The organism is Geodermatophilus sp. SYSU D00879, from assembly GCF_054050375.1.
Map to the genome: position 1 here is coordinate 1 of NZ_JBJGZF010000006.1, position 19,882 is coordinate 19,882.

The following is a 19,882-nucleotide window of genomic DNA, read 5'->3' on the forward strand; positions in this document are numbered from 1 at the left end:
CGGCCCGGGGGGGGCCGCGCCCGGGCCCCGCGGCGCGCGGCCGCCCCCCCCCCCGGGGGCCCCCCCCCCCCCGCTCCGGGCGCTTGCCCCTGCATGTCGGCCCCCCGCGTGTCCCGCCGGGTCAGGCCGGAGGCCGCTCCGGCACGGTCTCCGCCGGGCGCGGCGCCGGCGTCCCGCCCGGCCGCGGACCGCCCGGCCCGGGCTGCGGCTGAGCCTGCGGCTGCCGGCCCAGCAGGCCGAGCGCCACCGCCGGGTACACCAGCACCGACAGGAGGCCGGCGCAGACCAGCGCCGCCCCGGTCACCGGGTCCAGCCGGCCGGTGGCCTCCCCGATCTGCACCGCGGTCACCAGGAACGGCAGCGAGGTCGCCTGCAGCAGCCCGACGGCGGCCGCGCCCCGCCGGCCCAGCGCCGGGACGTGCAGCAGCGCCGGCAGGCCGCGCACGAGGAGCAGGACGGCGAGGAACACCGGGACGCGCAGCAGCGCGCCCGGCTCCTCGACCAGTCCCCGCAGGTCCAGCCGCACCCCGCTGGCCACGAAGAACACCGGGATCAGGAAGCCGAACCCGATCGCCTCCAGCTTGAGGCGGAAGTGCGGGTGCGTGGCCGAGTCGCGGTCCAGGACGCCGACCAGGGCGCCGGCCAGGAACGCGCCGAGCAGCAGCTCCAGCCCCAGCCGCTCGGCGAGGACCACGAACGCGAGGAGCAGCACGACCACCAGCCGCACGCGGATCTCCGCCGTCGTGTCCTGCAGCCGGACGAGCACGTCACCCAGGCGCATCGACATCCCGACCCGGCCCAGCACGACGGCCAGGACCGCGACCAGCACGCCGAGGCCCGCGAGGACGGCCGCCGTCGTCCCCGCGCCCCCGCCGGAGGCCGAGAACAGCAGCGTGAGCAGGACGATGGCGGAGAAGTCGGCCACCGACGCGCCGGCGATCGTGGTCTGCCCCACCGGGGAGGCCACCTGCCCGGCGTCCTTGAGCACCGGGACCACCAGCCCCAGCGCGGTGGCGGTCAGCGCGACGGCGAGGAACAGCGGGCTCGCGGTCCAGCCCAGCGCGTCGGCGCCCAGCCCCACGAGCACGGCCAGCCCGAGGCTGACCGCGTAGCCCAGCCCCGCCGTCCCCAGGGACCGCCCGCGCAGCCCGCGCAGGTCGATCTCCAGGCCGGCCAGCAGCAGCAGGAAGGCCAGCCCGACCAGGGCAAGCACCTGCACCGGCAGGTCCACCTCGACCCAGCCCAGCACCGAGGGACCGAGCACCACCCCGGCGACGATCTCCAGGACCACCGACGGGACGCGCAGCCGCGGCGCCCAGCCCAGCGCCAGCGGCACCGCCGCGGCGACCACCGCGACCACCAGCAGGTTCGTGAACGAGACCTCGGGCACGGCACACCCCTCAGAACCCCGCCGCCTCGAGGGCGTGCAGCCACACCTCGGCGACCGTCGGGAAGGCGGGGACGGCGTGCGCGAGGTCGGCCAGCGGCACCCGGGCGGCGACCGCGACCGTCGCCGAGTGCAGCAGCTCCTGCACGCCGCTGCCGGTGATGGTCACGCCGACGAGGACGCCGGCCGCCTCGTCCACGACCAGCCGCGTCGTCCCGCCGAGCCCCTCGCCGGAGACGTAGGACCCGGGCACCTCGCCGGTGCCCACGTCGACCACGCGGACGGCGAGGCCGCGCTCCCGCGCCTGGGCCGCGGTGAGCCCGACCGCGCACACCTGCGGATCGGTGAAGGTCACCCGGGGGACGGCGTCGCGGCTGGCGCGGTCCCGGGCGTCCCGGCCGGTGACCACGTCCGCGGCGATCCGCGCGTGGTACTTGCCCATGTGCGTGAACGGGGCCAGCCCGGTGCAGTCGCCGACCGCGTACAGCCACTCCCCCGCGACGCCGACGGCGCGCAGCCGGTCGTCCACCGGGACCGGCCGTCCCGGCGTCAGCCCCACGGTCTCCAGCCCGACGTCGCCGGTGCGGGGCCGCCGGCCCACGGCGACCAGCACCTCGTCGGCGGTCACCTCGTCGCCGGTGTGCAGGGCGGCCCGCACCGGCCCGTCGGACCCCTCGCGGCGGATGCCGGTCAGCAGGGTGCCCAGCCGCACGGCGACCCCCTCCCGCTCCAGGGCCTCCCGCACCTGCTCGCCGGCGAAGGGCTCCTCCCGCGGCAGCAGGCGGTCCATCCCCTCGACGACGGTCACCTCGGCCGCGCCCAGCCGCCGGAACGCCTGCGCCATCTCCAGCCCGACGGCGCCGCCGCCGAGGACGAGCAGCCGCCGGGGCACCTCCTTCGCCGACGTCGCCGACCGGTTGTCCCAGGGCCGCACGTCGGCCAGCCCGGGCACCGGGGGCAGCACCGGCACCGACCCGGTCGCGAGCACGACCGCCCGCCGCGCGGTCACGACCGGCCCGCCCGCCACCCGCACGCAGCGGGGCCCGGCGAGCCGGCCGGTCCCGCGCAGCAGGCGGATCGCGTGGTCGGCCAGCCACTCCTCCTGCCCGTGGTCGTCCCACGACGCCGTCATGTAGTCCCGGCGGGCGAATGCCGCGGCGGCGTCGACCGGGACGTCGAGCACGGCGCCGGCGCCCGGCACCCGCGCCGCCGCGGCCCGCACGTCCCCCGGGCGCAGCAGCGTCTTGCTGGGGATGCACCCCCAGTAGGAGCACTCGCCGCCGACCAGCTCGCTCTCGACCAGGGCGGTCTCCAGGCCGCGGTCGGCGCAGCGGCCCGCCGCCACCTCCCCCGCCGGGCCCCCACCCACGACGACGACGTCCACCTCGAGCACCTCGGACACACCGGACTCGGACACGGCGACCTCCTCGCTCTCGCCGTCCCCGTCCCCACCCCCCGGCCGGGCGTTACGCGTAACGGCACCGGCGGCGGCGCGACTGCACAGGCACGACCGCTCGACCCCGGGAGACCGCCATGAGCTCCACCCCCATCGCCGACCTCGCCTTCCTCTCCGACCGGCACTCGTGCGCGCTGGTCGACCGCGGCGGCACCGTGGAGTGGCTGTGCTTCCCGCGCTTCGACGGCCCGGCGGTGTTCGCCCACCTGCTCGACGACGACGCCGGCCACTGGTCGGTGCACCCGGACGGCGAGTTCACGGCCACCCGCCGGTACGCCGGCCGCTCGCTGGCGCTGGAGACGACGTTCCGCACCGCGGACGGCGAGCTCGTGCTCACCGACGCGCTCGGGCTCGGGCCGGACAACGGCGGGCACCGCATCGGCATCGACGCCCCGCACGTGCTGGTGCGCCGGCTGGCCTGCACCGCCGGCGAGGTGGAGGTGCTCGTCGACTACCGGCCGCGGCCGGAGTACGGGCTCATCGTGCCGCTGCTGTCCCACCTCGACGGCGGGGTCGCCGCGCGCGGCGGGGCGGACTGGCTGGTGCTGACCCTCCCGGTGCCGGCGGAGCTCGACGAGGGCCGGGCCCGGGCGCGGCTGCGGCTGCGCGCCGGCGACGTCGTCCACCTGGCGCTGCAGCGCAGCACCCTCGGCGACCCCGTGCCCGCGCACGTGTGGTCCCAGCCGGAGCTGGCCGGGCTGCTCGACCGCACGCTGGAGGCCTGGGAGTCCTGGTGCGCCCTGCACCAGTCCTACGACGGCCCCTGGGCGGACCTGGTCCACCTCTCCGGGCGGGTGCTGCAGGGGCTGTCGTACCAGCCCAGCGGCGCGGTCGTCGCCGCCGCGACGACGTCGCTGCCCGAGGGCGTGGGCGGCGAGCGGAACTGGGACTACCGCTACTCGTGGGTGCGCGACGCCAGCTTCACGATGGAGGCGCTGTGGGTGGCGGCCTGCCCCGACGAGGCCGAGGACTTCTTCGCGTTCATGACCACCGCCGGCGCCGGGGGCATCGGCCCGGACGTGTCGCTGCAGATCATGTTCGGCGTCGCCGGGGAGCACGACCTCAGCGAGCGGACGCTGGGCCACCTGCGCGGGTGGCGGGACAGCCGCCCGGTGCGGGTCGGCAACGGCGCGTGGGACCAGCGCCAGGTCGACGTCTACGGCGAGCTGCTCGGCGCGGCCGCGCGGCTGCGCGACCAGCTGGCCGGCCTCGACGAGGAGACCCGCTGGTTCCTCGCCTCCTGCGCCGACACCGCCGCGGTCCGCTGGCGGGACCCCGACCAGGGCATCTGGGAGGTCCGCGGCGAGCCGCGGCACTTCCTGTACTCGAAGGTCATGTGCTGGGTGGCGCTGCACCGGGCCATCGAGCTGGCCCCCAGGCTCGGCTGCGAGGACCGGGTCGACGAGTGGGCGAAGACGTGCGAGGAGATCCGCGACACCGTGCTGCAGCAGGGGTGGAACGAGGAGGCCGGCGCCTTCACCCAGTCCTTCGGGTCCACCGCGCTGGACGCCTCGAACCTGGTGCTGCCGATCGTCGGCTTCCTGCCCGCCGACGACCCGCGGATGCTCGCGACGATCGACGCGATCGCCGACCGGCTCACCGACGACCGGGGCCTGGTCTACCGCTACCGCACCGAGGAGGGGGTCGACGGGCTGGCCGGCGAGGAGGGCACCTTCCTGCTGTGCACCTTCTGGCTGGCCGAGGCCCTCGCGCTGGCCGGGCAGGTGGAGCGGGCCCGCGCGGTGTTCGAGCGGGCGGCCGGCTTCGTCAGCGACCTGGGCCTGCTGGCCGAGGAGGTCGACCCGGCCACCGGCGAGCTGCTCGGGAACGTGCCGCAGGCGTTCAGCCACATCGGCCTGGTCAACGCCGCGTGGGCGATCGACCAGGCCGAGCGGGCCCGGAGGTGAGCGTCCCGGCGGGACCTCCTCCCCTGACGCCCCCGCTCCCGGCTCCGGAGGATGGCCGCAGCGGTTCCCCGTCCCCGGTCGTCGCGGCGCGAGGAGCAGGTCCATGCCACAGGAGTCGGGCTCCTCGGCGGTCGCCGCCGCCGTCCGGGAGGGCGGGAGCGAGGCCCAGGCCGAGCTGCTCGGGCGGCTGCGCGCCGGGGACCGCGGCGCCTTCGGGGACCTGGTGGACGCCTGGTCGGGCGCGCTGCTGCGCGTGGCCCTGCTGCACGTGTCGACGCGCGCCTCCGCCGAGGAGGTCGTGCAGGACACGTGGCTGGCCGTGATCCGGCAGCTGGACCGGTTCGAGGGCCGGTCCTCGCTGCGCACCTGGGTGTTCCGGATCCTCGAGAACCAGGCCCGCTCGCGGGGCGCCCGGGAGGTCCGCGTGCTGCCGTGGTCCTCCGCCTTCCCCGACGAGGACGGCCCGGACGCCGGCCCCACCGTCGACCCGGCCCGCTTCCGCGGCAGCGCGGACCGGTGGCCCCGGCACTGGACCGACGCCGGCGTGCCGCGCCCCTGGCACCCCCCGCCGGAGGAGGCCGTCGAGGCCGGCGAGGTCCGCCGGGAGCTGCGCACGGCGCTGGCCGAGCTGCCCGAGCGGCAGCGCACCGTGGTCGAGCTGCGCGACGTCCACGGCCTGACGTCGGAGGAGGTCTGCGAGCGGCTGGGCATCAGCGCCGGCAACCAGCGGATCCTGCTGCACCGGGGCCGCGCGCGGCTGCGCGCCCGGCTCGAGGACGTGTACCGCGGTGCCCCGGGGGAAGGAGAGGGCCGTGGCTGAGCTGCCGGCGCCCCGCCCCTCCGCCGACGACGTCCTGGAGGTCGCCTGCCAGGAGTTCGTCGAGCTGGTCACCGAGCACCTCGAGGGCGCGCTGCCCGAGCCGGTCGACCGGGCGGTCCGCGCGCACCTGGAGCTGTGCGACCCGTGCGTCGTCTACCTCGAGCAGGTCCGCGGCACCGCCGCCGCGCTGCGGGCGCTGCCGGTGCCGACGCTGCCCGACGCGGCCCGCGAGCGGCTGCTCGACGTCTTCGGCGCCCTCCACGGCGACCCCGCCGGGGAGGGCGCGCCCGCCTCCTGACCGGCCGCGGCCTCAGCCGGCCGGCCCGCCCGCAGCGACCTCGCCGAGGGCGTCTGCGAGCCGGTCGCGCGCCTCGGCGGCGACCGGCGCCAGCGCGGCCCGGCCGGTCACCTCGACCATCACGTCGGGGTCCATCGCCGCGACCCGGGTGACGCCGTCCTCGCCGACCCGGACGACGACGTTGCACGGCAGCAGCAGCCCGACGTCGGGCTCCGCCGGACGACGGCGTCCTCGGGGTCCTCGACGCGCGGGTCGGGGACGACCTCCCAGGACCGCTTGCCGGGACCGTGGTAGACGAGCGCCTGCACGACTCTCCTCCCGCTGCCGGAGCGTCCAGCGCGGCGGCCGGCGCCCGGAGTGCCGAACGTCCCGCCCGGCAGGGGCGCACCGCCCCTCGCGCCCGGCCGGCCGGCCCCGGACGCTCGACGGGACGGGACCCGCACCGGTGCCGAGGAGGCCGCCATGACGTCCGCGAGCACGACGTCCGCGAGCCGGGACCGGGCACGCCGCTGGGCGGAGCTGACACCGCGGGAGCGGGGCGTGCTCCTCGGCCTCGGCGCGGTGCAGGTGTCCCTGGCGGTCGCCGCGTGGACCGACCTGGCGCGCCGCCGTCCCGACCAGGTGAACGGCCGCCGGGCGGTGTGGGCGGCGGTCATCGCCGTCAACTGGGTGGGTCCCGCGGCCTGGTTCGTGTGGGGCCGCCGCTGAGCGGCCCTCCTCGGCAGCGACCTCCGGCCCGCCCGCCGGGGCCCTCCGCCCGTGACCGCCGGACGCCGGCGCCGCGCAGCATCGGCAGCGACCGGAACCCGAGGAGGACGTCCCGATGAGCCGTGCACTGGTGGTCTACGAGTCCCTGTTCGGCGACGCCGCCGCGATCGCCCGCGCGGTCGCCGCGGGCCTGGCGGAGTCGATGCCGGCCGACGTCGTGGCCGCGGCCGACGCGCCGGCCGAGATCGACCCCGACGTCACCCTGCTCGTCGTCGGCGGCCCCAACCACGCCTTCGGCATGCCGCGGCCCTCCACCCGGCGCAGCGCGGTGGACCAGTACGGCGCCGCGGTGCCCGATCCCGGCACCGGCCTGCACGAGTGGCTGGAGTCCGCACACGCGCCCGAGGGGGTGTTCGCGGCGGCGTTCGACACCCGCGGCAGCGGCCACTCCGTCATCACGCGGATGGACCACGCGTCCCGCACCGAGGAGAAGCTCCTCGGCCGGCTGGGCGCCCGCGTCGTCGCGCCGGCCGAGCACTTCTCCGTCGTCGGCACGAAGGGGCCGCTCGTCGAGGGCGAGGAGGAGCGGGCCCGGGCGTGGGGCCGCGACCTCGGCGCGCGGACGACCTCCGCCGCGGCCGGCCGGTAGTCCCGGCCGTGGCCCCGAGGACGCTCCCGTGAGGCCCACGACCGCGCCGGGGAGGCCGCCGGAGGACACCGAGCCGCGGCTGACCCCGCTGATGGCCGTGCTCGAGGACGTGGCGACCGCCGTCGTCCGCGGCCGGGCGGGCCTGCCGGGACGGTCCGCCGGCGTGGTCCTGCACCCCGACCGGCTCGAGGTCGACGGGCCGTGCGGGACTGCTGCGCCGGCCTCCCTGCTCGCCGCCGGCGGCCTGGTGCTCGACCTCCGCGCGGCGCTGGCGGCCGCGGGCCGGGCCGCCGCCGTCGACCGCCTGCCCTCGGGGCCCGGCGGCCCGCTGGCCGTCCTGCACCCCGCGCCCGGCCTGCCGGACCCCGGCCTCGCCGCCCTCCCCCCGGTCGCGCCGGCCGGGGAGCCCGGCGGGGACGACGTCCCCGCCGGCGTGGTCGCGCGCCTCGCGGCCGCGGCCGCCGCGGAGGGTGCGCCGGTCGTGTCGGTCGGGAGGCGGCCGCCGGTCCTCGTCCTCGACTGGTGCACCGACGACGCCGCCGCGTGGCTCCGGACGGGGGAGGCGCTGCAGCGCGTGGCCCGCACCGCCGTGGCCCTCGGCTGCACCGCGGTCCCCTCCCCGCCCGCCGGCGGGCGGGCGCGGATCGCCGTCCGGCTGGGCCGCCGGCAGGGGCACCCGGCTCCCCCGGAGGAGCCGTCGTGAGCGCCATGAGGGAGCGCGTCCTCGGCACCGCGCCCGCGGCCGCGGCGCACACCCCCGCGGCGCGCTGACCCGCCCGCCGTGACCTCTCCGCCTCGACGGGGGGGAGCGACAGCGCGGCACGGGGCGCACCAGGCCGCCCAGACGTCGACGAGCACCGGCAGTCGGCTGTCCTCGACGACGGCGGCGAAGTCCGTGTCGTCGGCGGCCGCCAGCCAGGGCAGGTCGGCGCCGCACGCGGCGCAGGGCGCCCGTCCCCGGGCGGTGGGGGGCACCCGGTTGCGCCGTCCGCGGCGCGGGCACCCGACGACGCCCGGCCTCCGCCGTCCGCTCCCGTGCCGTCCTCCTCCCGCTCCATGGGTGGACCGTCGGGCCCGGCGCGGCGGTGCCCCGCCCACCGGCGGGGCACCGCGCGCGGTCAGGGCTGCGGGTTGCGGGTCGGCGACGGCTCCGGCTCGACACCGCGCGGGCGGGGCAGGACCGGGGGACCCGCGGCCGGGACGGGGCCGGACGGCGGCAGCGGCCGGGCCCGGTTCGCCCCCAGCGCGACGAGCAGCACGCCGCCGGCGAGCAGCAGCGCCCCCACCGCCAGCAGCGACACGGACACCCAGGTCAGCCCGGGCAGGGTCGCGCCGACCCGGACGTCGGCCTCGATGCCGGCGCCGCCGTCGGTCCGCATGAGCACGACGGTCCAGTCGCCCTCGTCCGGCCGCCAGTCCAGCGTCACCGTCCCGGTGCCGACGGCCGAGGCGGTCCAGATGCCGGCCTCCTCCGGCGCGACCGGCGGCGGCCCGCCGGCCTCCTCGTCCACGGCCCACGCCCACTCGTCCCCGGACCACCAGCCGCCCTCGGCCGGCTCGACCTCCGCGCGGCCGACGCCGCCGAGGTACCGGTCGACGTCGGCGGTGCGGGCCAGGCCCAGGAACAGCTCGTCGTCGGGTCCGGTGGCGGTGGCCTGCACCCGCGCGGTGCCCAGCAGCTCGTCGACCACCCAGTCGGTCCCGTCGCCCTGCAGCAGGAGCCCCTGGCTGACGGCGGCGTGGCCGGCGGTGTCGACCCCGGCGGCCTCGGAGGTCACGAAGCCGCCGTCGCGCTGCGTCGTGTCGGCCCACAGCAGGCTGCCGCCCGCGGCGAGCAGGCCGGTCGCGACCGTGACGAGCAGCGCCCCGGCGACCACGGCCGTGACCGGCCCGGCGGTCCAGCGGCTGGTCGCCGGCGCGGCCACCGGTGCCGCCGTCACGACCGCGGGAGCCGGCTGCCCCGCGGGGACCGGCGGCGCCGCCGCGGCAGGTGCCGCGAGGGCGGCCGGGTCCGGGCCGCCCATGTCGAACCGGAAGGGCGGATAGGCGTCGGTCAGCAGCAGCACGTAGCCCGACACCCGCAGGGCCCAGCGGTCCATGCCGAGGACGAAGTCGTACAACGGGTGGGGATAACGGCCGGTGAACAGGAGGACGACGCCGGCCACGAGGACCAGCAGCGCGACCAGGCCGCCGGCCGCCCACCCCTCGCTCCAGACGCCCTCGCCGTCCCAGTCACCCGTGCCGAACCAGAGGCCGCCGCCGACGAACACCGCCAGCACGAGGTAGTGCGGCAGCGCCAGCAGCCACTTGACCAGCACCAGGCCGCGGGACAGCCGCTCCGGGTACGCGACGTCCAGCCGCGCGGGGTACCCGGGCACGTCGGCCAGGGTGAACGGCGGGTACCGGTCGGTGCCGAGCGCGGAGTAGCCGTAGTGCTGGACCCGCCAGGTCCACCGCAGCACGCCCACGGTGAAGTCGAACAGCGGCCGCGGGTAGTGCGCGGTCACCAGCACGGCGAAGAACGCGACGACGGTGACGACGGCCACCGCGGTCCACAGGAACGCCAGCACCACGACGTGCGGCACCAGCAGCAGCCACTTGACCAGCCAGAGCCCGCGGGACAGCCGTGGGTCCAGGGCACCGTCGACCCGCACCGGGTAGGCGGGGGGCGGCGGTGCCGCCACCGGGGACACGTGCTCGCTCACGGCGCACCTCCTCCGGCCACCGCGGCGACCCGGGGTCGTCTCCCCGGCGCAGGCGGCCGGCCCGAGCCTCGGCGCCCGCACCGCCGCGGCGACACGGGCGAAGGCGGGTCCCCCCGGGGACGTTGGTCGCTGGTCCCGGGGACCGCGGGCCCCGGACGGCGGCGCCCGGGCGGACGACGCTCGGGGGGACGCACCCTCCCGAGGAGTCCCCCCATGGCCCGCCGCACCACCCCACCGGACCTGCAGCCCACCCGGATCCGGCGGCGCGCACCGCTGGAGGCGGCCGCGGACGCCGCGGTGCGCGCCCCCTCCGTGCACAACACGCAGCCCTGGCGGATCGCGCTGCACCCCGACCGGCTGGAGCTGTTCGCCGACCGCACCCGGCAGCTGGTGGTGCTGGACCCCGTCGGCCGGGCCCTGGCGCAGAGCGTGGGCGCGGCGCTGTTCAACGCCCGCGTCGCGCTGGCCGCGGCGGGCCGCGCCGTCCGCGTCGACCGGCTGCCCGACCCCGCCGACGCGGGGTTGATGGCCGTCCTCCGCCCGGTCGACGGACCCCCGGACCCGGCGCTGGCCGCCCTCGCGCCCGCCGTGCGCCGGCGGCGGACCAACCGGCGGCGGTTCGGCGCCGACCGCGTCCCCGAGGACCTGCTGCGGATCCTGGTCGCCGCGGCGGCCGCGGAGGAGACGGTGCTGGTCCCGGTCACCCGCGAGGAGCACGTGCGGCTGCTCGCCCGGCTCACCCAGCAGGCCGACCGCGTGCAGAACGCCGACCCGGCCTACCGGGCCGAGCTGCGCCGCTGGACCACCCGCGAGCCCGGCGCCGGGGACGGCGTGCCGGTGAGCGTGGTCCCGCACGTCGACGGGCTCCAGCACGACGACCTGCCCGTCCGCGACTTCGACACCACCGGCGCCGGGCTGCTGCCGGCCCACACCGGCTCGGGCACCGACCAGACCCTCGTGCTGCTCGCGACGCACCGCGACGACCTGCTCGCGTGGCTGCGCTGCGGCGAGGCCCTCGAGCGGGTGCTGCTGGAGCTCACCGCCCGCGGCTGGGTGGCCGGGCCGCTCACCCAGGCCGTCGAGGTGCCGGTCACCCGCACCCAGCTGCGCTCGGCGCTCACCTGGGACGCGCACCCGCAGTCGGTGCTGCGCATCGGCCGGGCGCCGGCCACCTCGCCGACGCCCCGCCGTCCGCGCGGCACCGTCGTCGAGAACAGCGCCGCCCCCGCCCAGCGCCAGCTCCCCGGCTCCCCGTCGAGGAGCGGCCGGCCCGGACCGGGCACCCGCCCGGTCTCCGACGGCCGCGGGGGGACGACGTGGGTGTGACCTCCCGGCTCGCCCCGGTCGTGGCCGGGATCGCCCCCGACCGGTCCGCCCCGGCGGTGGCGGCGGCCGCCGCCGACCGGGCGCACCGCGAGCTGCGCCCCCTGCTGCTGGTGGCCGCGGTGGAGGGCGCGCGCGACCCCGGCCGCGCCCACGACGGGCCGTGGCACCGGGCGCTCGCGCGGCTGGACGCGCTGCGCCGGGACCTCACCGCCCGCGCGCCCGCCATCCCGGTGCGGACCGTCGTGCACACCGGGCCCGCCGCCGAGGTGCTGCGCGAGGCGTCCGCCGGGGCGGAGGTGCTGGTCCTCGGCACCGGGACCACGGCCGGCGCGCTCGGCCCGGTCGCGCGGGGCCTGCTCGGGTCCGCGGCCTGTCCCGTGCTCGCCGTCCCGCCGGGCGCCACCAGGGGCGACGAGGTCGTGGCCGGCGTGGGGGGCACGGCCGGGACGACGGCGGTGCTGGCCGCGGCGGCCCTCGAGGCCGGCACGCGGGGCTGCCCGCTGCACGTGGTGCACACGTGGCCCGGCGGCGCCGCCCTCAGCGGGGCGCCGGTCCCCGAGGCCGTCGCCGAGGCCGAGCGCCGGCTCGTCGAGACGCAGGCCGCCCGGGTGCACGAGGGCTGGCCCGCGGTGCCGGTCACGGTCGACGTCCGCGAGGGGGACCCCGCCCCGGCGCTGGTGCGCCTGTCCCGGGACGCCGGGCTGCTGGTCCTCGGGCGGGCGCGCGCCCCGGCCGGCCCCGCCCTCGCCGAGGCGGTCGCGGGCCACGCGCACTGCCCCGTCCTCGTCGTGCCGCCCCCTCCCCCGCCGCGCCCCGACGAGGCCCGCCGGCGCCGGGCCGCCGTCGCGCCGGCGAGGTGACCCGTGACCCCCGGGCCCGCCCCGTCGCCGGGGTACCTGCGCGCGCTGCTGCGGCGGGGCCTGCGCCCCGGCGCCCGCACGACCGACCGGGTGGAGCTGGTCTCCTGGCTCGCGAGCGTCCTGCTCGCCGTCGCGGTCGTGCCGGTGGCGCTGGCGGTGGGCAGCGTGGTCGCGTCCGACACCGGCGCGCTGGCCGAGCGCCAGGCCGCGCAGCGGCAGCAGGTCCCGGCGGTGGTCCTCGAGGACGCGGAGGTGCTGCCCGGCTCCCCGACGTCGCTGCGGGCGACCGCGCCGGCGCGGTGGGAGGCCCCGGACGGCGGCACCCGCGAGGACACCGTCCCGGTCGAGCCGGGCACCCCGGCCGGGGCGACGGTCCCGGTGTGGACCGGTCCCGACGGCGGGCGCGCCGGCCCGCCGATCGACGGCCGCGACGTCGCCGTGGTCAGCGTGACCAGCGGCGTGCTGACCCTGCTGCTGGGGCTGGCGACGGCGGCGGTCACCCACGCCGGCGTCTGCGCCTGGGCCGGCCGGTCGCGTGACCGCGCCTGGACCCGCGAGTGGGCCGAGGTCGAGCCGCTCTGGGCGCACCGGTTCCGGCTGCGCTGAACGACCCGCCGGGCGTCACGGACGGCCGATCAGGCGCCGCCACCACGGCCGCCGGGGCGCCGGCCGGGCCGGACGGGGCGCCGGCGCGTCCGCGGCCGGGGGCGCCGCCGGGTGGACCGGCTCCCCGTGCCCGCGCTCGTCGGCGTGCGCCCGGCTCAGGTAGTGCTGGACGGCCAGGGGGTCGGCGTGCGCACCGCGGGCGGCGACGTCGTGCCGCGCCTCCCACTGCGCGATGAGCTTCTCGTCCTCGGACATCTCCCGGCGCGGGCGCTCCTCGGGGATGGGGGTGCCGGTCACGGTCATCTCGGGGCCTCCTGCACGGTGCGGTCCGGCGGTGCGGTCCGTCTGTCCCCACGCTCGCCGGTGCGGGACCGGCGGGGCAGGGGGCGACGGTCCCGGGCAGCGGGACCTACGGCACCTCACACGTGCAGCACCGCGGCCCCGGCGAAGCGGCCGTGCGCGAGGTCGGCCAGGGCGCGCGGGGCGTCGTCGAGGGGGTAGGCGGTCGTGGTCGCGCGCACCCCCAGCCGGGCGGCGAGGACGAGGAACTCCTCGGCGTCGCGGCGGGTGTTGGCGGTGACGCTGCGCAGCCGGCGCTCCTGGAACAGCTCGCCGGCGTAGGACAGCGCGGGGACGTCGGACAGCCAGATGCCGGCGACGGCGAGCGTGCCGCCGCGGTCCAGGGCGCGCAGCGCGACCGGCACCAGCTCCCCGGCCGGCGCGAACAGCACCGCGCCGTCCAGCGGCTCCGGCGGCGGGTCGGCCGGGCCGCCGACGGAGTCCACCCCGAGCTCGCGCGCCAGCGCCCGGTTGGCGGCGCCGCGGGTGAGCACGTGCACCCGCGTGCCCTGCGCCAGCGCGACCTGCGCGGTGAGGTGGGCGCTGCCGCCGAAGCCGTAGACCCCCAGCCGGCCGCCGGGCGGGACCGCGGCGCAGCGCAGCGCGCGCCAGCCGATGATCCCGGCGCACAGCAGCGGCGCGGCCGCCTCGTCGTCGAGGGCCTCGGGCAGCCGGTGGGCGAAGCGCTCGTCGACCAGGCAGGCCTCGGCGTAGCCGCCGTCGAGGTCCCAGCCGGTGAACCGCGGGTCGGTGCACAGGTTCTCGTCGCCGCGGCGGCAGAACCGGCAGCTGCCGTCGGTGCGGCCGAGCCACGGGACGCCGACCCGGTCGCCGAGCGAAAAGCGGGCCGCCCCGGGCCCGAGCGCGTCGACGCGGCCGACCACCTCGTGCCCGGGGACGACGCCCGGCCGCCGCGGCGGGAGGTCGCCCTCGGCCAGGTGCAGGTCGGTGCGGCACACGCCGCAGCAGGTGACCGCGACCCGCACCTGCCCCGGGCCGGGGACCGGCGGCTCGCGCTCGACGAGGCGCAGCGGCCCCGCGTCGGCCGGCGCCGGCGTCCCGACCACCCAGGCCCGCACGCGCGCCGCCTCAGACCGTCGTCCCGGCCGGCGCCGGCCCGGGGTGCAGGACGAGGACGGGGCAGGGCGCGGCCACCACGCAGTGCAGCGCCGTGGAGCCGAGCAGCATCCCGCCCAGGCGGCTGCGGCTGCGGCTGCCGACGACGAGCAGCGCGGCGCCGTCCGCGGAGCGGACCAGCACCTCCGCGGGCGGCCCGGGCTCCACGGACACCCGCACACCCGGCCGCGCGCCGAGCTCCTCGCGCACGAGGGCCGCGGCGCGCGCGCCGGCGTCCCCGCCCGCCGGCGGCCCCTCGGGGACGAGGGCGGCCGCCCAGGGCTCGGGCGGGCGGCGGGCGACGACGACGTCGAGGTCGGCGTCCATCCGGCCGGCCTCGGCCGCGGCCCGCCACAGCACCTCGCGGGCCCCGTCGGTGTCGTCGAGCCCGACGACCACCCGCGGCCGGCCGGGGCCGGGCACGGCCGGGTGCACCACGACGACGGGGCACCGGGCGCGGGGCACGCAGCCGAGGGCGACCGAGCCGAGCAGCGTGCTGCGCGTGGCCCCGCGGCCCCGGCTGCCGACCACGAGCAGCCCGGCGTCGGCCGAGCGCGCGACCAGCTGCTCGACCGGGCGGCCGGGGAGCACGGTCGTGGTGACCGGGACCTGCGTGTGCTGCTCGTCGAGCAGGTCGCGCACGTGGGCCGCGACGTCGGAGCGCACCGGGTCCACGCGCGCGGGGTCGGGCAGGTCGGCGTCCCACGCGTCCCCGACCGGGAGCACGGTGAGCACCTTGAGGCCGGTGCCGGCCCGCTCCGCCGCGGCCAGGGCCCAGACGACGGCCGCGCGGCCGGCCGGCGACCCGTCGAAGCCCACGACCACCCGGCCGCCGGGCGCTCCCGCCATCAGGCCCGGGCCGGCTCGGCCGTGTCCACCGGGACCTCGGTGCGCCGGCCGGCGGGGTGGACGACCAGGACCGGGCAGGCGGCGTGCATCGCGCAGTGCAGGGCCACCGACCCGACCAGCAGCCCGCGCACCGCCCCGCGCCCGCGGCCGCCCACGACCAGCAGCGCGGCGTCGCGCGCGCGGTCGACCAGCACGTCGGAGGCGGCGCCCTCGACCACGTCGACGTCGACCCGCGGGACCGGCGCGTCCGCGGGCCGGCCGGCGAGCACGCCGTCGACGGCCTCGTCCACCCGCCTCCGCAGCTCGCCGCGGATCTCGTCCCGCGAGGGCACGACGACCGAGCTCAGGTCCACCCAGTAGTCGGTGAGCACGTACGTGGCCAGCACGTGCAGCTCCGCACCGGTCCGCGCGGCCTCCTCGACCGCCGCGGCCAGGGCCGCGCGCGCCGTCGCGGAGCCGTCGAAGCCGGCGACCACCCGCGGCGGGGCGGCCGGCTCGTCGGTCCGCGGGTGCACCACGAGCACCGGGCAGCGGGCGTGGGTGACCGTGTGCAGGGCGACCGAGCCGAGCAGCGCGCTGCGCACCGCACCCCGCCCGCGGTTGCCGACGACGACGAGCTGCGCGTCGGCCGACCGGCCCACCAGGGCGGCCGCGGGCGCGTCCGCGGTGACCTCCACGGTCACCGGCACCCCGGTCGCCTCGGGGACGCCGGCGCGGACCTCCGCGACCAGGTCGTCGGTCAGCTCCCGGGTCGCGCGCCGGACGTCGTCGACCGCGGGCACCAGGACCCCGTCGTGGCCGAACCAGTACAGGTCGGACGCGAAGCTGCTGACCACGACGAGCCCGGCGGAGCGCTCCGCGGCGGCGCGCAGCCCCGCGCGCAGGGCGGCACGGGCCGGGACCGACCCGTCCACTCCGACGACGACCGGCGCGACGACGACGGGCGCGCCGGCGCGGGACTGCTGCTGGGGGATGGCGTCCATCGGGGGTCCTCACGTCCGGGCCCGGGGCCGTCCCGGGCGGGCGCCCCGACGATGCGCCGGGCGGCGGCCGTCCGGCCCGGGGCGAGGGGCCCGGGGTCCCGGGACCTCCGTCCCTGCGCACGGCGGCTGCCGACCCTGGGGGCGGACGCGCCGGTCTCCCTAGCGTCCGGGGCACCGACCGCGAGGAGGAGCCGTGCAGACCAGGGACGTCATGACGCGCGACGTGGTCACGGTGGGCCCGCACACCGCGGTGCACTACGCCGCGGAGGTGATGGCCGCTCGGGGCTTCGCCGCCCTGCCGGTGGTCGACGACGAGGACCGTCTGGTGGGCATCGTCGCCGAGGCCGACCTGCTCCGGCACCGCCTCCCCCAGGACCCCCGCCTGCACCTGCGCCGCGACGAGGCGGACGGCGGTCCCCCGCCGGCCCTCGTGCACGACGTCATGACCCGGGACGTGCGGGCGGTCGACGTCACCGCGGACGTCGCCGACGTCGCCCGCTTGTTCGTCGACGCCGGCCTGCGCAGCGTGCCGGTGACCGACGGCGGCCGGCTCGTCGGCATCGTCAGCCGCCGCGACCTGCTGCACCTGCTGGCGCGCCCCGACGACGACGTCCGGCAGCAGCTGCTGCGCCTCGTCGAGGGCTACACCGGCGAGCTCGACGCCTGGGCCGTGGACGTGCGCGACGGCACCGCGACGATCCGGCGGCTGCGCGGCGGTCCGCAGGGCTCGGAGGAGGTCGAGCGCCGCGCGCTGACCGCGCTGGCCCGCACGGTCGGCGGGATCACCGACGTCCGCGTGCTGCCCGCCGGGGAGGCCGCGGCGGGCGCCGAGCCGGTCCGCCCCCTGTCGGTCCCGGCGCCGGGGAGCCGGCCGTGAGCCGGCCCCGGGTCCTGGTCGCCTACGCCAGCCGGCACGGGTCGACCCGCGAGCTCGCCGAGGCCCTGGCCCGCGACCTGGGCGAGGCTCCGGCCGGGCGCTCGGTGGGCCTCTACGCGGCGGCGCTGCCGGCCGAGTCGCGGCCCGACCCCGCCGCCTGGGACGCGGTGGTGCTGGGCAGCGCCGTCTACGCCGGCCGCTGGCTCCCGCCGGCCCAGGAGCTGGCCGTCCGCTGCGCGGGGGTGCTCCGCCGTCGGCCGGTGTGGCTGTTCTCCAGCGGGCCGATCGGCGACCCGCCGTACCCGCCGGACGAGCCGCAGGACGCCGCCGCGCTGGCCGCCCTGCTCGCCCCGCGCGGCCACCGGGTCCTGCCCGGCCGGCTGGACCGGTCCCTGCTCGGCTTCGGCGAGCGCGCGATGGTCACCGCGATGCGCGCCCCGGTCGGCGACTTCCGGGACTGGGACGCCGTCCGGTCGTGGGCGGGCGAGATCGCCGGCGCGGTCGCCGCGGGCCGCCCGGCCGTGGCCCCCCAGGGGCTGCCCGGTGCCTGACCCGCGGTGCCCCCCTCCCGGCGGGAGGGCCGTCCGGGCCGCGGCCCCGGGCCTCCCGGCCCCTCCTCCCGGGACCGTCGCCCCGGTGCGGTCCCGCCCCCGGCAGGGCAACCTGGGGAGTCGGCGCCCGTCCGGGCGCACGTGGGGCCGCGTGGCCCCCGGAGCACGTCGAACGGGGAACGCACGTGACCGGTAGGGGGACCATCCGCACCTCCCTGGACGACGGGGAGTGCCGCTCCCTGCTCGGGAGGGGCACGCACGGGCACCTCGCCTTCACCCGGGACGCCCTGCCGGCGATCGCACCGGTGCGCTACGCGCTGGACGGGGACCGCGTGGTCATCCCCGCGTCCCCGGACAGCGACCACCTGCCCCCGGCCCGGGGCGCCGTCGTCGTGCTCGGCGTGGACGGCTGCGACGGCGACGCCGAGTGGTCCGTGACCGTCGTCGGCCCGGCGCGGACCGTCACCGACGCCGCCACCGCGGCCGCCCTCGCCGCCCGGGACTGGCCCCGGCCGCTGCTCGTCGGGGACGGCCACCGGTTCGTGCTCCTGACCATCGGGGTCCTCCGCGGCTGGCGGACGGCACCCTCGGAGGCCCCGTTCCCCCCGGCGTCCCCGGACGGGGCCGCGTGACCCCGCCGGGGCGGGACGGGGAGCGAGCGCCGGGCGCGTACCACCGGCCGGGGTCCCGTGCCAGGCTGGGCCGGCGAGATCAGGCCTCGGTGAGGGGACCCGACATGACCGGTCCGGTGTCGCCGCGCGGGCCCGGGCCCGCTGGCGGGTCCGCGCTGGCCGGGATGCGGCTGACCGAGCTGATCGACGAGGTGCAGGACCGGCTCACCGCGGTGGCCCGCAGCCAGGAGCGCGTCCAGCACCTGCTCGACGCGTTCCTGTCGGTCTCCTCCGGCCTGGACCTGGAGACCACCCTGCGGCGCATCGTGGAGAGCGCCTGCGACCTGGTCGACGCCCGGTACGGGGCGCTCGGCGTGCTGGCGCCCGAGGGTGGGCTGGCCGCGTTCATCCACGTCGGCGTCGACGAGGCGACCGCCGCCGCGCTGGGCTCCCTGCCCGAGGGCAAGGGCGTGCTCGGGCAGCTGATCACCGAGCCGTACCCGCTGCGGATCGCCGACCTGAGCAAGCACCCGGCCTCGGTCGGCTTCCCGCCGGGCCACCCGGAGATGCACAGCTTCCTCGGGGTGCCCGTCCTCGTGCGCGGCACGGTGTTCGGGAACCTCTACATGACCGAGAAGCGGCAGGGCGAGTTCACCCCCGAGGACGAGGCGGTGCTGACCGCCCTCGCCGGCGCCGCGGGCGTCGCCGTCGACAACGCCCGGCTCTACGAGGAGGCCGAGGAGCGCCGCCGGTGGGCCACCGCCCTCTCCGACGTGCGGGCCAGCCTGCTCGACACCGGCTCCGGCGAGCGGACGCTCGCCCTCGTCGCCGAGCGGGTCCGCGAGCTCACCGGCGCCGCGGCGGCGTGGATCATGGCCGGCCCCGACGCCGTGGGCCGCTACCAGGTCCGCGTCCAGGTCGGCGACGGGCTGCGGGACCTCACCGGGACCCGGGTCGCCGTGGCCGACAGCCCGGTGCTGCAGGCCATGGGCGACGCCTGCGAGGTCGTCACCCTCGACATGACCGGCCTGGCCTACGACGGGCCCAACGCGCACGTCGACTGGGGCCCCTGCCTGGGCGTCCCGCTGCGCGGCACCGAGGCGGAGTCCGCGGTGGTCATCGCGGCCCGCCACGCGGGGTCGCCGGCCTTCGACGGCGCGCTGCCCGCGCTGGTCGGCTCGTTCGCCGACCAGGCCGCGGTCGCCCTCGACCTCGCCGCCCGGCAGCGCCTCGCCCGCCAGCTCGACGTCTACGAGGACCGCGACCGCATCGCCCGCGACCTGCACGACCACGTCATCCAGCGGGTCTTCGCCGCGGGGCTGAGCCTGCAGTCGGTCCTCCCGCGGGTCGCCGACCCGCAGGTGCAGCGCCGGATCCGGGACGTCGTCGGCCAGCTCGACGAGACCGTCCGCGACATCCGCACGAGCATCTTCGACCTGCACACCGTCGACCAGCCCGACGGCGGGGTGCGCCGGCAGGTGCTGGACACGGTGGCCGGCACCGCGGGCGACCTGGAGTCCACCGTGCGCACCTCCGGCGCGGTCGACACCCTGGTCACCGGCGACCTGGCCACCGACGTGGTGGCCGTCGTCCGGGAGGCGGTGAGCAACGCCGCCCGCCACGCCGGCGCCCGGCACGTGACCGTCACCCTCGACGTCGGCGACGGGCTGGTGCTCGAGGTGGTCGACGACGGCCGGGGCATCGACGCCCGCGCGGCGCGCAGCGGGCTGCGCAACCTGGAGCAGCGGGCGGCCGGCCGCGGCGGCGGCCTGGAGGTCGGGGCGGTCGCGGACGGCGGGACCCGGCTGCGGTGGTGGGCGCCGCTGTCCTGACC

General features: G+C 79.2%; 21 protein-coding genes and 2 pseudogenes. 13 read left to right on the forward strand and 10 right to left on the reverse strand.

The features are described 5' to 3' along the window. Nucleotides 1-121 precede the first annotated feature (121 nt). Both ACI79B_RS09830 and ACI79B_RS09835 read right to left on the reverse strand, forming a co-directional pair. On the reverse strand, nucleotides 122-1,390 hold the full coding sequence (locus ACI79B_RS09830; RefSeq protein WP_456927126.1) for a cation:proton antiporter: 1,269 nt from the start codon (nucleotides 1,388-1,390) through the stop codon (nucleotides 122-124). 10 nt (nucleotides 1,391-1,400) lie between these two features. Next, nucleotides 1,401-2,804 (reverse strand): dihydrolipoyl dehydrogenase family protein, encoded by a 1,404-nt coding sequence (locus ACI79B_RS09835; protein ID WP_456927127.1) that lies wholly within the window; start codon nucleotides 2,802-2,804, stop codon nucleotides 1,401-1,403. Between the two features lie 116 nt (nucleotides 2,805-2,920). Between ACI79B_RS09835 and ACI79B_RS09840 the strand changes: the two genes are divergently transcribed. The 3 genes from ACI79B_RS09840 (at nucleotide 2,921) to ACI79B_RS09850 (ending at nucleotide 5,868) form a co-directional block, all read left to right on the forward strand. Next, on the forward strand, nucleotides 2,921-4,750 hold the full coding sequence (locus tag ACI79B_RS09840) for a glycoside hydrolase family 15 protein (RefSeq protein WP_456927128.1): 1,830 nt from the start codon (nucleotides 2,921-2,923) through the stop codon (nucleotides 4,748-4,750). 103 nt (nucleotides 4,751-4,853) lie between these two features. Further along, nucleotides 4,854-5,570, forward strand: a complete 717-nt coding sequence (locus ACI79B_RS09845) for an RNA polymerase sigma factor (RefSeq protein ID WP_456927129.1) — start codon at nucleotides 4,854-4,856, stop codon at nucleotides 5,568-5,570. Continuing rightward, on the forward strand, nucleotides 5,563-5,868 hold the full coding sequence (locus ACI79B_RS09850; protein ID WP_456927130.1) for a zf-HC2 domain-containing protein: 306 nt from the start codon (nucleotides 5,563-5,565) through the stop codon (nucleotides 5,866-5,868). Before ACI79B_RS09845 ends, ACI79B_RS09850 begins: the two co-directional genes overlap by 8 nt. Before the next feature lie 12 nt (nucleotides 5,869-5,880). Here ACI79B_RS09850 and ACI79B_RS09855 read toward each other — a convergent pair whose 3' ends face one another. Then, on the reverse strand, nucleotides 5,881-6,003 hold the full coding sequence (locus ACI79B_RS09855) for a hypothetical protein (RefSeq protein WP_456927132.1): 123 nt from the start codon (nucleotides 6,001-6,003) through the stop codon (nucleotides 5,881-5,883). Between the two features lie 3 nt (nucleotides 6,004-6,006). Then, nucleotides 6,007-6,435, reverse strand: a pseudogene (locus ACI79B_RS09860) (DUF302 domain-containing protein); the annotation flags it as partial. On the opposite strand from ACI79B_RS09860, the gene ACI79B_RS09865 reads away from it, so the two are divergent. The 3 genes from ACI79B_RS09865 (at nucleotide 6,331) to ACI79B_RS09875 (ending at nucleotide 7,928) form a co-directional block, all read left to right on the forward strand. Further along, a complete protein-coding gene (locus ACI79B_RS09865; RefSeq protein ID WP_456927133.1) occupies nucleotides 6,331-6,576 on the forward strand; it encodes a PLD nuclease N-terminal domain-containing protein in 246 nt (81 codons plus the stop codon). The pseudogene ACI79B_RS09860 and the gene ACI79B_RS09865 overlap by 105 nt on opposite strands. 115 nt (nucleotides 6,577-6,691) lie before the next feature. Then, the gene (locus ACI79B_RS09870; RefSeq protein WP_456927134.1) at nucleotides 6,692-7,225 is read left to right on the forward strand and encodes a hypothetical protein; all 534 of its coding nucleotides are present in this window, start codon (nucleotides 6,692-6,694) and stop codon (nucleotides 7,223-7,225) included. Nucleotides 7,226-7,253: 28 nt separating this feature from the next. Then, the gene (locus tag ACI79B_RS09875) at nucleotides 7,254-7,928 is read left to right on the forward strand and encodes a hypothetical protein (protein ID WP_456927135.1); all 675 of its coding nucleotides are present in this window, start codon (nucleotides 7,254-7,256) and stop codon (nucleotides 7,926-7,928) included. Nucleotides 7,929-8,041: 113 nt separating this feature from the next. Here ACI79B_RS09875 and ACI79B_RS09880 read toward each other — a convergent pair. Together ACI79B_RS09880 and ACI79B_RS09885 are read right to left on the reverse strand one after the other, a co-directional pair. Then, nucleotides 8,042-8,323, reverse strand: a pseudogene (locus ACI79B_RS09880) (thioredoxin domain-containing protein); the annotation flags it as partial. Nucleotides 8,324-8,343: 20 nt separating this feature from the next. Beyond that, nucleotides 8,344-9,930 (reverse strand): DUF4389 domain-containing protein, encoded by a 1,587-nt coding sequence (locus ACI79B_RS09885; RefSeq protein ID WP_456927136.1) that lies wholly within the window; start codon nucleotides 9,928-9,930, stop codon nucleotides 8,344-8,346. A 213-nt stretch (nucleotides 9,931-10,143) separates the two neighbouring features. Here ACI79B_RS09885 and ACI79B_RS09890 point away from each other — a divergent pair, with 213 nt between their 5' ends. From ACI79B_RS09890 to ACI79B_RS09900, 3 genes are read left to right on the forward strand one after another with little or no spacing between them, the layout of a single operon-like run. Beyond that, complete coding sequence (locus tag ACI79B_RS09890) at nucleotides 10,144-11,256, forward strand: Acg family FMN-binding oxidoreductase (protein WP_456927137.1); 1,113 nt, start codon at nucleotides 10,144-10,146, stop codon at nucleotides 11,254-11,256. After that, nucleotides 11,253-12,116 (forward strand): universal stress protein, encoded by an 864-nt coding sequence (locus ACI79B_RS09895; RefSeq protein ID WP_456927138.1) that lies wholly within the window; start codon nucleotides 11,253-11,255, stop codon nucleotides 12,114-12,116. Before ACI79B_RS09890 ends, ACI79B_RS09895 begins: the two co-directional genes overlap by 4 nt. A 3-nt stretch (nucleotides 12,117-12,119) precedes the next feature. Then, on the forward strand, nucleotides 12,120-12,722 hold the full coding sequence (locus ACI79B_RS09900) for an Rv1733c family protein (RefSeq protein ID WP_456927139.1): 603 nt from the start codon (nucleotides 12,120-12,122) through the stop codon (nucleotides 12,720-12,722). A gap of 15 nt (nucleotides 12,723-12,737) precedes the next feature. Here the strand turns inward: ACI79B_RS09900 and ACI79B_RS09905 are convergent, their stop codons facing one another. The 4 genes from ACI79B_RS09905 to ACI79B_RS09920 form a co-directional block, all read right to left on the reverse strand. Then, nucleotides 12,738-13,025: a hypothetical protein gene (locus ACI79B_RS09905; protein WP_456927140.1), complete on the reverse strand. Its 288-nt coding sequence runs from the start codon at nucleotides 13,023-13,025 to the stop codon at nucleotides 12,738-12,740. Nucleotides 13,026-13,141: 116 nt separating this feature from the next. Beyond that, nucleotides 13,142-14,140 (reverse strand): zinc-dependent alcohol dehydrogenase family protein, encoded by a 999-nt coding sequence (locus ACI79B_RS09910; protein ID WP_456927141.1) that lies wholly within the window; start codon nucleotides 14,138-14,140, stop codon nucleotides 13,142-13,144. 10 nt (nucleotides 14,141-14,150) lie between these two features. Beyond that, nucleotides 14,151-15,026, reverse strand: coding sequence for a universal stress protein (locus ACI79B_RS09915; protein WP_456927142.1), 876 nt, complete (start codon nucleotides 15,024-15,026; stop codon nucleotides 14,151-14,153). Next, nucleotides 15,026-16,009 (reverse strand): universal stress protein, encoded by a 984-nt coding sequence (locus ACI79B_RS09920; protein ID WP_456927143.1) that lies wholly within the window; start codon nucleotides 16,007-16,009, stop codon nucleotides 15,026-15,028. Before ACI79B_RS09920 ends, ACI79B_RS09915 begins: the two co-directional genes overlap by 1 nt. 193 nt (nucleotides 16,010-16,202) lie before the next feature. On the opposite strand from ACI79B_RS09920, the gene ACI79B_RS09925 reads away from it, so the two are divergent. From ACI79B_RS09925 to ACI79B_RS09940, 4 genes are all read left to right on the forward strand, one after another. Then, the gene (locus tag ACI79B_RS09925; protein ID WP_456927144.1) at nucleotides 16,203-16,886 is read left to right on the forward strand and encodes a CBS domain-containing protein; all 684 of its coding nucleotides are present in this window, start codon (nucleotides 16,203-16,205) and stop codon (nucleotides 16,884-16,886) included. Further along, a complete protein-coding gene (locus ACI79B_RS09930; RefSeq protein WP_456927145.1) occupies nucleotides 16,883-17,437 on the forward strand; it encodes a flavodoxin domain-containing protein in 555 nt (184 codons plus the stop codon). The genes ACI79B_RS09925 and ACI79B_RS09930 overlap by 4 nt, the downstream gene beginning before the upstream one ends. 185 nt (nucleotides 17,438-17,622) lie before the next feature. Continuing rightward, nucleotides 17,623-18,069 (forward strand): pyridoxamine 5'-phosphate oxidase family protein, encoded by a 447-nt coding sequence (locus ACI79B_RS09935; protein ID WP_456927146.1) that lies wholly within the window; start codon nucleotides 17,623-17,625, stop codon nucleotides 18,067-18,069. Between the two features lie 104 nt (nucleotides 18,070-18,173). Then, nucleotides 18,174-19,880, forward strand: coding sequence for a GAF domain-containing protein (locus tag ACI79B_RS09940; RefSeq protein WP_456927147.1), 1,707 nt, complete (start codon nucleotides 18,174-18,176; stop codon nucleotides 19,878-19,880). Nucleotides 19,881-19,882: the final 2 nt, after the last annotated feature.